The 12,693-nt window shown below is 71.3% G+C and carries 3 protein-coding genes and 1 pseudogene; 3 read left to right on the top strand and 1 reads right to left on the bottom strand.

Translation table 11 applies throughout. The features are described from left to right. Window positions 1-34: 34 nt before the first annotated feature. A complete protein-coding gene (locus AC6CID_RS03640; protein WP_064060077.1) occupies window positions 35-721 on the top strand; it encodes an isochorismatase family protein in 687 nt (228 codons plus the stop codon). Between the two features lie 33 nt (window positions 722-754). After that, window positions 755-856 (top strand): annotated as a pseudogene (locus tag AC6CID_RS03635) (aspartate 1-decarboxylase); the annotation flags it as partial. Window positions 857-935: 79 nt separating this feature from the next. Here AC6CID_RS03635 and AC6CID_RS03630 read toward each other — a convergent pair. Beyond that, a complete protein-coding gene (locus AC6CID_RS03630; protein ID WP_019288729.1) occupies window positions 936-1,811 on the bottom strand; it encodes a siderophore-interacting protein in 876 nt (291 codons plus the stop codon). A 137-nt stretch (window positions 1,812-1,948) separates the two neighbouring features. Between AC6CID_RS03630 and AC6CID_RS03625 the strand changes: the two genes are divergently transcribed. Continuing rightward, window positions 1,949-12,622, top strand: a complete 10,674-nt coding sequence (locus AC6CID_RS03625; RefSeq protein WP_498353587.1) for an amino acid adenylation domain-containing protein — start codon at window positions 1,949-1,951, stop codon at window positions 12,620-12,622. The last annotated feature ends 71 nt before the right edge of the window (window positions 12,623-12,693 follow it).

Below are 12,693 nucleotides of genomic sequence, written 5' to 3'. Positions count from 1 at the left end.
CGCACGCGTACCCCGAACAGCAGAAGGAAGTCGCATGGCCATCCCGAGCATCGATCCGTACGAGTTGCCTACCAGCGACGAGATTCCCGCTGCTCGGGTGGACTGGATGATCGATACGTCCCGCTGTGCACTGCTGATCCACGACATGCAGAAGTACTTCATCGACGCCTACCGGCGCGATGCCGAACCCCTCGCGACCGTGGTGCCCAACATCGTCCGCCTCCGCGAGGCGTGCCTGGCCGCCGGTATCCCCGTCGTCTACACGATGCAGCCCGGCGACCAGCATCCGTCGCGTCGCGGCATCCTTGCCGACTTCTGGGGCGTCGGGCTGAGCACCGGCCGCGACACCGAGGTCATCGACGAACTGACCCCCGGCCCGGACGACATCCAGGTCACCAAGTGGCGCTACTCGGCGTTCCAGCGCACCGACTTCCGTCAGCTGCTCGCGCACAACGGCCGCGACCAGCTCATCGTCACCGGCGTCTACGCACACATGGGCTGTATGCTCAGCGCCGCCGACGCCTTCATGAGCGACGTCGCGCCGTTCATGGCCCTCGACGCCACCGCCGACTTCTCCCGCGACGAGCACCTCATGGCGCTCCAGTACGTCGCCAAGCGGGTCGGCCGGGTCGAGACCACGGACGCGCTGATCGAGTCGATTACCGCGTCAGCGCGTCGCCGCGACCGCGAGACCGAAGAACTCACCGCATCGCTGCGCTGACCGGCACGGTCCGAGAATCGGGAACTTCAGCACATGCAGCGAATTCTTCTGTCCGGCAAGATCCATCGCGCGACCGTCACCCACGCCGATCTGCACTACGTCGGATCGGTGACGATCGACCGCGACCAACTCTCACCGCGCTGACGCGGGAAGCGATTTCGGTGTTCTCGACGTCGCCGGGCGCTGTCGAGAACACCGAAATCGTCCGGATCGTCTAGGTGGTGCCGCGACGACGCGCCTCGAGCGTCTCGACGGCCTGCTCGCGCAGCAGCCGCAGGCGGGCCAGCGGGCGATCGGACTCGGGGCTGCGCCAGTAGCCCGACGCGTCGAGCATCGGCTTGGCGATGCCGAGTCGCTTCGACACGGCGCGCAGTTCCTTCACGATCGATGCCTCGCCGGCGATCCACATCCAGCCCTCACCGCCGCGCGGCGCACCCGACTCGACGGCCTCGGCGAGCACGGTGGCGTCGGAGACTCCGGGACGACGGTGCACCCACCTCACGCCCGCGAGATCGGACTGTTCCTCCTGCGGACCGTCGACCAGCGCGAAGACGTGCATCGGCACCGTGCCACCGTAGGTCTCGACGAAGCGCCCCAGTGCGGGTAGTGCGGTCTCGTCGCCGGCGAGCAGCCACCAGTCGGCGCCCTGCGGCGGGATGATCGCGACCTTGGGTCCCGCGAGGTGGAGCACGCTGCCGGGTTCGGCGGTGCGGGCCCAGTTACCGGCGGGGCCGTGTCCGTGCAGGACGAAGTCCAGATCGAGCTCCCCGGCCACGGGATCGAAGCGACGCACCGTGTAGGCGCGGGCCACGGGTGCGGGCTTGCGGGGCCAGTGCAGGTGCCCGTCGTGCTGTTCGGGCAGGGCAGGGGTCTCGCTGCCGGGTTCGGGCAGGAAGATCTTGACGTAGTCGTCGGCACCCTCGGTGGTGAACGCCGGGGCATCGTAGTCGCCGCTGCGGAAGGCACCGAGCTGCTCGCCGCCCAGGGTGATCCGACGCATCCGCGGTGTCACGTCCACCGCGCGGAGCACGGTCAGGCGCCGCAGGACGATGGGCAGGGAGACGCGGGTCGGGGGCGTCGTCACCGGCATGGTGAGCTCCTTCCGGACGGGACCGGCCGGACAATTCGGGCGGGCGCGTCGCTGCTGGTATGGTTAGGCGGCCCTAACTATATCCGGACGGAGGGGCGGATCCGAGGGGGCGGGTCCAGGAATGCCGAGGAGTACCCGTGGAATCGATCGTGCCTCTGCCGTTGACCGCTGCCCAGGCGGGAATGTGGTTCGCGCAGACGATCGACCCCTCGAACGCGACACTCGTCACCGGGCACTTCCTCGAGATCGACGGCGCCATGGATCCGGACGTGCTCGCCCGCGCCGTCCACACGGTCTTCGACGAATCCGCCGGACTGCGCGCCCGGATCGCCGTCGTCGACGAGGTGCCCGTCCAGTTCCCCGGTGCCCATCCGGCGCCGGAGATCGAGGTCACCGACCTCACCGCCGACGCCGATCCGCGGCGGACGGCCGTCGACACGATGCGCGCGATCCTGCGCGTGCCGATGGATCCGACGGCCGAAGCCGGCATCGGCGCCCGGGTGTTCGTCCTCGGACCGGACCGTGTCCTGCTGTTCCTGCGCGCCCACCACGCCTTGCTCGACGTCTACGGCTACAGCCTGATCGAACGCCGCATCGTCGCCGTGTACACCGCACTCGTGCGCGGCAAGGACGTCCCGCCCGCGACCTTCGGCTCCGTCGAGCAGGTCGTCGCCGAGGACGAGGAGTACCGCAGCGGCGAGCGCATCGTCGCCGACCGCGACTTCTGGACCGAGACGCTGCATGGTGCACCCGACGCGCTCGGCCTCGCGGAGACCGCGGTGCCGGCCGCGTCCTCGCTCGCCCGCGCGGTGGTCACCGAATCGGTGCAGGTCCCCGGGGACGTCGCCGAGGCGCTCGACGTAGCGGCACGCCGCGCCGGGGTGGGCTGGCCCGACCTCGTCACCGCCGCGACCGCCGCCTATCTCGGCCGGGTCACCGCGGTCCGCGACGTGGTGCTCGGCTTCCCGGCCATGAACCGGATGGGCAGCGTCGCCGCGAAGGTGCTCACCACCGCCGTCAATGTCGTGCCCCTCCGCATCGAGGTCGCTCCGGAGGCGAGTCTCGCGGCGCTCGCCGCCGACGTGCGCGCCACCGTCGCTGCGCAGGGACGCCACAGTCGCTACCGGGGCGAGGACATCCACCGCGACCTGCGTCTGCCCGCGACCAGTCCCGGTCCGGTGGGTCCGACGGTCAACATCAAGCCGTTCGGCGACACCGTGCGATTCGGCGACGCGACCGCCACCGTGCACTCGCTCGCGCGCGGTCCCGTCCACGACCTCGCGGTGGTCGCCCGTCGTGTCGACAGCACCCGCGCACTCGAACTGACCCTCGACGCCGACGCCGACCGGTACACCGCCGAGGAGGTCGCCGGTCACGCCGCGGCCATCGCGCGACTGCTCACCTTCGCCGCCCGGGAGGACGCGGACGAACGTCCTCTCGCCCACGCCGACCTGCTGAACCCGGATTTCCGCGCCGATCTCGAATCCCGTTGGCACGGAATCGTATCCGAGTCTGTCGCGCCCGACGCGATGGATCTGTTCGACGCGCAGGTGGCCGCCGCCGGTGCCGCACCCGCGCTCGTCGCGGGCGCCGACCGTCTCACCTACGCCGAACTCGACGCGCGCATCGGTGCCGTCGCAGGCGAACTCGCACGGGCTGGTGCGCGGTGCGAGGTGACGGTCGCGCTCGCCCTGCCACGCACCGCCGACATGGTGGTCGCGCTCCTCGCCGTGCTGCGGACGGGCGCGGCGTACCTGCCGCTCGATCCCGCCTTCCCCGCCGAGCGACTCGAGTACATGCTCGACGACGCGCGACCGGCGATCCTGCTCACCACCGACGACTTCGCCGACCGTCTCGGTGCATCGACCCCGGACGCCACGGCGGTCTTCCGTGACGGCGTCCTGCACTGGCGCGGCGACGTCCCCGTCGGCACCACGCCTTCCGAGCGAGTCGTGCCCGACCAGTCGGCATATGTCATCTACACCTCGGGTTCGACCGGCCGGCCGAAGGGTGTCGTGCTCTCGCGCGGCGCACTCGCCCGCTTCGTCGACGCCGCGACCGATCTCGCCGGAATCGGCACGCACACTCGGCTTCTCGCCCTGACCACCCTGTCGTTCGACATCTCGGTGCTCGAACTGATCGTGCCGCTGTGCCGCGGCGGGGCCGTCGTGCTCGCGGGCGACGACGAGGCGCGCGATCCGGCGGCCCTGGCCGCGCTCGCCGCCACCGAGTCGGTGGACTGCATCCAGGCCACCCCGTCGCTGTGGGGCGCGATCGTCGAACACGACGGTCTGGATCTCGCCGGTACGGGCGTGCTTGTGGGCGGCGAGGGCCTGCCCGCCGTCCTGGCCGGAACCCTCGCTGCGCGAGCGTGTTCGGTCGTCAACATGTACGGCCCCACCGAGGCGACGGTGTGGTGCACCTCCGCTCCGGTCGCGCCGGATCTGCCGTGGACCGGGTCGGTGGGCCGCCCCTATCCGGGAACCGGTGTGCGCGTGCTCGACCGGCAGTTGCAGCCCGTGCCGGTCGGCGCGGCCGGTGAGCTGTACGTCGTGGGGCAGCAGCTCGCGCGCGGCTACCGCGGCCGCCCCGACCTCACCGCGGCCCGCTTCGTCGCCGATCCCTTCGGCGCCGGCCGGATGTACCGCACGGGCGATCTCGTGCGCTGGACCGCCGACGGCACCCTGCAGTATCTCGGACGCGGCGACGACCAGGTCAAGGTCCGCGGACACCGCATCGAACTCGGTGAGATCGAGACCGCCGCAGCGCAATTCGCCGGCGTGGCGCAGGCCGTCGTGGTCGCCCGGCCCGACGCCACCGGTGCGGCCCGCCTCGTGGGCTACGTGACCGGCACCGACGTCGACACCGCAGCACTGCACGACTTCCTCCGCACACGTCTGCCCGAGTACATGGTGCCGTCGCTGACGGTCGTGCTCGACGAGTTCCCGCTCACCGCGAACCTCAAGGTCGACCGCAAGGCACTGCCCACCCCGGAGATCGGCGCCCCCGACACCGGTCGCGATCCCGAGACCGCCACCGAACACACCCTCGCCGGTGTCTTCGCCGACCTGCTCGGACTCCCGGCCGTCGGTGTCGACGCCGACTTCTTCACCCTCGGCGGAACGTCGCTGTCCGCCACCCGTCTCGTCGCCCGGATCCGCTCGGCGCTGGACGTCGAGGTGTCGCTGCGCGACGTCTTCGACGCTCCCACCGTGGCCGAATTGGCCGTGGTGGTCGACGGCGCGAGCCCGGCACGTCCCCGCTTCGTTGCAGGACCGCGACCGGCGCGGATCCCGCTGTCGTCGGCCCAGCAGCGCCTGTGGTTCCTCGACCGTGCCCAGGGACCGTCGCCGACCTACAACATCCCCTTCGCCCTCGAACTGCGCGGCCGGCTCGACGCCGTCCTGCTCGACCGTGCGCTGGTGCACGTCGTCGCCCGGCACGAGGTGCTGCGCACCGTCGTCGACGTCGTCGACGGTGAGCCCGTGCAGGTCGTCGCCGACACGCCGTCGACGGTCCTGCAGGTCGCGGAGGCGCGCGACGGGAATGCCACGGCACTTCTCGACGCGGCCGCGCGGGCATCCTTCGACCTCGGACAAGACCGTCCGTTCCGTGCGCATCTCGTGCGACGCGCACCGGATGACGCGGTGCTGCTGCTCGTCGTGCATCACATCGCCGGCGACGAGTGGTCGGCCGAGACGGTCTTCGCCGACCTCGCCGCCGCCTACGCCGATCTCTCGGCGGGTCGTGTGCCCGACGACGCGCCGCGTCCCCAGTACGCGGACTTCGCGGTGTGGCAGCGTGGTCTCGCCGACGACCCCGCCGCCGCCGTGCTCCGCGACCGCGACCTCGCGTTCTGGTGCTCCACCCTTGCCGGAGCACCGGAGGAACTCGCCCTGCCACACGACCGTCCGCGACCCGCGGTGCCGAACTACCGCGGTGGCGAGGTGCACGTGCAGGTGGATTCGGAACTGTCTGCGGCCCTGCGGGGTACGTGTTCCCGTTCCGGGACGAGCATGTTCATGCTCACCCACGCCGCCGTGGCCGTCCTGTTCACCGCGCTCGGGGCGGGCGACGACATCGTGCTCGGCGCGCCCGTCGCGGGTCGCGCCGACAGCGGACTCGAGGACGTCGTCGGATTCTTCGTCGACACCATCGCCCTGCGCACCGATCTGTCCGGCGATCCCGATACCGCCGAGATTCTGACGCGCGTACGGCACGCCGACCTCGCCGCCCTGGCCCACCAGGAGGTGCCCTTCGACGAGGTGGTCGACGCCGTCGGTGTCACCCCGTCGCTCGCGCGGCACCCGCTCTTCCAGACGGTGGTGCAGTACCGCACCGAACCGGTCGTCCCGCAGATCGGCGACACCACCGCGACCGTGTCGTATCTGTCCACCGGCACGTCGAAGTTCGATCTCACCGTCGACTTCGTCGACGCGGCCGACGGCCTGTCGATCCGCTTCGAGTACGCCGAGGACCTCTACGACCGTACGAGCGTACGGACCCTCGGGCAGCGTCTGCTGTCGGTGCTCGCGGCCTTCGCCGACCCCGAACCGCGACACCTCTCATCGATCGACGTGCGCACCGACGAAGAGCGCGCCGCCGACACCGTCGCGACGGTGCCCGCCACCACGCAGCTGCTGCCGGACCTGCTCGCGGCGGCCTTCGCCGCCCGCCCGGATCACCCGGCGCTCGTGTTCGGCACCGAGACGTCGAGCTATCGGGAATTCGGGGCGCGCGTGCACCGTTCGGCTCGCGCGCTCGCCGAACGGGGTGTCGGGCCCGGCAGTGTCGTCGCGGTCGCGGCGGCACGGTCCGACGCCGCCGTGGTGGCGCTGGCCGCCGTCGTGGTCTCCGGTGCCGCCTACCTGCCCGTCGACCTGTCGTACCCGCCGGCGCGCATCGAGTTCATGCTCACCGACGCCGCACCCGATCTCGTGCTTGTGGATACGGAAGGCGCCGTGCCCGGAGAGGCACCGGAGCTGACCCTCGCCGCACTGGCCGAAGCGGCGCAAGGCTACTCGGACGCACCGATCACCGACCTCGACCGCAGCCGCCCGCTGCATCCGGCGGACGGGTCGTACGTCGTATACACCTCCGGTTCGACGGGTGTGCCCAAGGGTGTCGTCGGAACCGCTGCGGCGCTGGCGAACCGGTTGGTCTGGCAGGCGGCACGCGTCCGCCCGGCCGGCGACGACGTGCGCCTGGCCAAGAGCTCGCTGAGCTTCATCGACGGATCCACCGAGCTGTTCGCCGGTCTGCTCTCCGGTGCGACGATGGTCCTCGCCGACGACGCCGCCTCCCGTGACGCCGAGGCCCTCGCCGATCTCGTCGTCCGGCACCGCGTCCGGATGCTCACCGCGGTGCCGAGCCTCGCCGAGACCCTCGCCGCCCTGCGCCCCGAGGCCGCGGAACTCGTCGACACGTGGTTCCTCAGTGGAGAACCCCTCGGCACGAGCGTGATCGCGGCACTGCCGGGCGCACGGGTGATCAACTCGTACGGTTCATCGGAGGTCGCCGGCGACGTCACGATCTGGACGGCGCCGGGCCCCGACGTCGACCGCGTCCGCATCGGTGCCCCAGTCGACGGCGTGACCGCGCGCATCCTCGACCGGCACCTGCGTCCCGTCCCGGACGGGGTGACCGGCGAACTCTACGTCGGGGGAGTGCAGTCCGCCCGCGGCTATCTCGGCCGCCCGGATCTGACCGCGGCGCGGTTCGTCGCCGACCCCACCGGCAGCGGCACCCGGCTCTTCCGCACCGGGGACCTGGTGCGGCGCAACGCCTCCGGAGAACTCGAGTTCGTCTCGCGCGCCGACCACCAGCTGAGCCTGCGCGGTTTCCGCATCGAACCCGGCGAGGTCGAAGACACATTGCTGCGGCACCCGGCGGTGACCGCGGCCCTCGTCACCGTGCGCCCGTCGGCGTCCGGGACCGATCTGCTCGTCGGTTACGTCGTCGCCGATCCGGCCGCGCCGCGTCCGGCGGCCATCGACCTGCAGGACCATCTGCGGACCGTGGTGCCGGACTACATGATTCCCGCGGTCTTCGACGTGCTCGACGCCATGCCGACCCTGCCCAACGGCAAGGTCGACTGCGCGGCTCTGCCCGATCCCGCACAGAGCCACAGCACGCGCGAGGCGACCGACGACGAACGCGTCGTGTGCGAGGTGCTCGCCGAACTCCTCGGTGTCCGCCAGGTGGGCCCCGACGACGACTTTTTCGCCCTCGGCGGCAATTCGCTCCTCGCGACACGTCTGTCCGCGGCGCTGCGCATGCGCACCGGCCGGAACCCGTCGATCCGCGACATCTTCGATCTGCGCACCCCCGCGCGACTCGCGGCGACGGTCCCGGCCACCGCCGTCGGACCCGAACTCGTGCGCCGCGACCACGCCGATCTCGTCCCGATGTCGGCGGCGCAGCGCCGGCTGTGGTTCCTCTTCCGCCTCGAGGGCGCGTCGGCGACCTACAACATCCCGTACACGATGCGGCTGCGCGGCGCGCTCGACGTCGACGCTCTGCGGGGTGCCCTGCAGCACCTGATCGCCGGGCACGACACGCTGCGCACGGTGTTCACCGAGCCGGACGAGGGCGACGTCGAGCAGATCGGCTACCAGCGGGTGCTGCCCGCCGAGGACTGCACCGTCGACCTGCGGATCGTCGACGCCGCCCCGGCGGATCTCGACGTGCTGCTCACCGAGGAGGCGGGCCGTCCGTTCGATCTCGCCCACGACCTGCCGATCCGCGCGACGCTCGTGCGCACCGCTCCCGACGACGCGCGCCTGTTGGTGCTCGTGCACCACATCGCCGCCGACGAGTGGTCCGCCACGCCGCTCGTCGCCGACCTGTCCGCCTGGTACGCGCACCTGACCACCGGGGCACCCGCGCCTGCGCCGCTGCCGGTGCAGTACCGGGACTTCACTCTCTGGCAGGACGAACGTCTCGGTACCGGGGACGAGTCTCTGCGTGAGGTCCAGACCGAGTACTGGGCACGCGTCCTCGACGGCGCACCCGAGGAACTCGCCGTTCCGCACGACCGGCCGCGCGGGGCCGTCAGCAGTTACCGCGGCGGCGCGGTCCCGTTCACCGTCGACCCGCGCACCCGGGAAGCACTCGCCGACATCGCCGCCGAATCCGGCGCGACGATGTTCATGCTCACCCACGCGGTCGTCGCAGTACTGCTGCGCGCGCACGGCGCCGGGGACGACATCGTCCTCGGCACTCCCGTCGCGGGTCGTCCCGACGCCGCCCTCGACCGGATCGTCGGCTTCTTCGTCAACACGCTCGTGCTGCGCACCGATCTGTCCGGCGACCCCACCCTCCGCGACCTGCTCACGCGGGTCCGGGAGGTGGACCTCGACGCCTATGCTCACCAGGACCTGCCGTTCGAGGTGCTCGTCGAACGACTCGCCCCGGCACGGTCGCTCGCACGCCAGCCGCTGTTCCAGATCATGGTGCAGTACCGCGACCGCCTCGACGAGATCCGCATGCCCGGACTCGACGCCGAACCGGTCTTCGTCGAGACCGGCACGTCGAAGTTCGACCTGACCTTCGACCTCGCCGAGACCGACGACGGCGGGATCCGCGGTCGCATCGAGTACGCGACCGACCTGTTCGACCGCGGCACCGTAGACGGATTCGTGCAGCGACTCACGGCTCTGCTGGCGGAGATCGCGGCGAATCCGGATGCCTCGCTGTCGCAGTTGAGCGTGCTCACCGTCGACGACCGGAAGGCATTGGTGGCAGCGGAGATCGGCACGGTCCGAGACGACGGTCCCGATCGCACGGTCCCCGAGCTGTTCTCGCAGCAGGTCGCTGCGACACCGGATGCCCTCGCGCTCGTCGACGACGCCACCGGACGGCGGTGGACCTACGCCGAACTCGACCGTGCCGTCGCCGCTCTGGCCGGGCATCTGCGTGCCGTTCCCGGAGTAGGAATGGATGCCGTCGTGGCCGTGGCGATTCCGCGCAGCACCGCTCTCGTGATCGCCCTCCTTGCGATCCACCGCGTCGGTGCGGCCTATCTGCCGCTCGACGAGAACTATCCCGCCGAGCGACTCGCGTACATGCTCTCCGACGCGCAGCCCGTCGCGGTCGTGGCGGCCGCCGGTGTGGCGATGACCTTCGACTCCGGTGTGCCGGTGCTCGAGGTCGACGAATCCGGTTCCGTCGGAACCGATCCCGCAGATCCGGTCGCAGCACCGACCGTGATGCCCCTCGACTGCGCGGCGTACGTGCTCTACACCTCCGGATCCACCGGAACCCCGAAGGGTGTCGTCGTCGGCCATCGCGCCGTGGCCAACCGGCTGCGGTGGATGCAGGACGAATACGGTCTCACCGCCGAGGATCGGGTGCTGCAGAAGACCCCGTCCGGATTCGACGTGTCGGTGTGGGAGTTCTTCTGGCCGCTGATCACCGGCGCCACGCTCGTCGTCGCGACCGCCGACGGTCACCGCGACCCGCATTATCTGCGCGATGTGATCGCCCGGCAGTCGATCACCACGGCGCACTTCGTGCCGTCGATGCTCGCGGCGTTGCTCGACGTGCTCGCCGCCGAGCAGGACCGGGCACTGCGCCTGACCCGGGTGATCTGCAGTGGTGAGGCGCTGACCGCCGACCATCGCGACCGCTTCCACACCCTCGTCGACGCCGAACTGCACAACCTCTACGGCCCCACCGAGGCGGCCGTCGACGTCACCGCGGCACCGATTCCGGCGCAGGACATTCCGTGGGTCCCGATCGGACGGCCGATCGACAACACCCGCGCCCTCGTCCTCGACGAGCGGCTCCGGTCCGTGGCGCCGGGCGTCGTCGGCGAGTTGTATCTCGGCGGTGTCCAGCTCGCCCGCGGCTACCACCGGCGCGCGGGCCTGACGGCGGGCCGGTTCGTCGCCGACCCCTACAGCGACGCGGGGGAGCGGCTCTACCGCACCGGCGACCTCGTGCGGTGGCGCGACCGGGGCGCGGGCCTCGAACTCGACTACATCGGCCGCGCCGACGGGCAGGTCAAACTCCGCGGCCTGCGCATCGAACTCGGGGAGATCGAGGCGACGCTGGTCGCGCATCCGAACGTCGCGCAGAGCGCCGTCGTGGTGCGCGACGGCATGCTCGCCGGCTACGTGGTGCCCCTGTCCGGGCGCACCGTCGAACCGGCCGATCTACTCGCGCACGCCGCGACCTCCCTGCCCGATCACATGGTCCCGGTGACCGTGACCGTGCTCGAGGTACTGCCGCTCGGACCGAACGGCAAACTCGATCGCAGGGCACTTCCCGATCCGCAACCGACCGCGACGACGCGCCGCGACCCGGAGACCCCCGCCGAGGCCACACTGTGTGAATTGTTCGAGGAGGCACTGCGTCTCGACGTCGTCGGACCGGACGACGACTTCTTCGCGCTCGGTGGCGACAGCATCGTCTCGATGCAGGTCGTCACGGCCGCGCGCCGCAAGGGCATCGAATTCGGCCCGCGCGAGATCTTCCGGTGGCGCACCCCGGCCGGTCTCGCCGCCGTCGCGCAGTTCGCCGAGGCGGCTGTTGCTCAATTCGCCGAGACGGCTGTTGCTCATTTCGCCGAGACGGCGGGGCAGCCGGCCGGTCTCGTGGACGATCGGGAGCCGGGCCCGGTGCCCGTGCCGCCGGCCGTGCACGCACTGCGAGAGATCGGTGCAGAGCCGGCCGGAGCCGCACTCGTGTTCGCCGTCGACACCCCGGCGGACGAGGAGAAGGCGACGGGTGCCGTGCGCACGGTGGTCGCCGCTCACGATGCGCTGCGCATGCGGCTCACCCGCGTGGCCTCGGTGCTGTGGTCGCTCGACACCCACCCCGCCGGCGACGAGGTACCGGTACGGGTCGTCGAGACCACCGACCTCGCAACAGCGCAGCAGCAGGCCCGCACCGAGGCCGCCGAGGCTCTCGACCCCGAGGCCGGACCGGTGCTCTCGGCCGTGTGGCTGACCACCGGGCAGACCGGTCGACTCGTGGTGGCGGTCCACCCGATCGTCGCCGACGGTGTCTCCGTCGGCGTGCTCGCCGCCGACCTGGCTGCGGCGGTCACCGGGGGACCGGTTGCCGTTCCCGCAGCCACCGCGCAGGGACTCGCGACCCGCATCAACGAGCGCGCGCAGGACCCGGCGCTGCTCGGGGAACTGGCGCACTGGGCGCAGGTCCTCGCCCCGGGCGCCGCGCTGAGCACCGCGGTGCTCCCCGTCGGCGATCCGGTCGAGATCGCCGCAGTCGAGGTCAACGCCGGTCCGTCCGGTGAACAGGACCTCGCTGTCGCGGCAGTGACCGCGTTGGCAGTCGCCGTCGGACGCGTCCGCGAGGCCGCGCCGGCACATTTGCTCGTCGAGATCGAACGCGACGCACGTGAATTCTCCGACGGCGAGCCGGACTGCACCCGGACCGTGGGTCCGTTCGCCGTCGGTGTGCCCGTGCGGGTTCCCGTCGCCGACGATCCGGACGCGGTGTCGACCGGTGTGGCCGCCGCCGTGGACGGGGTGCCCGGGGACGGGTCCGGTTACGCGCTGCTGCGGCACCTCAACGCCCAGGCCGCACCGGCCTTCATGGCACTGGCCCGGCCCGACGTCCTCGTCCGGATCGACACGGTGCCGACGGAGCGGCGGACCCCGTGCGGGCGCGCCCTCGAGCTGTCGGTGCGGATCGAGGAGAAAGCGGGCGGTCGTATATTCACAGCCACGATGCGGTCGGACGGACGAATTTCCTGCGAGGAGATCCGAGGGCTGTCCGAGGCCTGGACGACGGCGATGAACGCGCCGGTGGGAGCAGGTTTCAGCACCCCCTCGGGCGCCTAGTATGGTTAGCCTAACCATTAGCTAGTCGGTATGCGCCTGCGGTTCGTCGCGGCATCCGTGGGAGAGAGAAA

This window comes from Rhodococcus sp. GQ147, from assembly GCF_059759155.1.
This window is presented reverse-complemented; position numbering and strand designations above follow the sequence as displayed.

Excerpts from the sequence above, each read along its gene's own strand:
- AC6CID_RS03640 (WP_064060077.1), top strand. The coding sequence starts at position 35 with ATGGCCATCCCGAGCATCGATCCGTACGAGTTGCCTACCAGCGACGAG.
- AC6CID_RS03630 (WP_019288729.1), bottom strand. The coding sequence starts at position 1,811 with ATGCCGGTGACGACGCCCCCGACCCGCGTCTCCCTGCCCATCGTCCTG.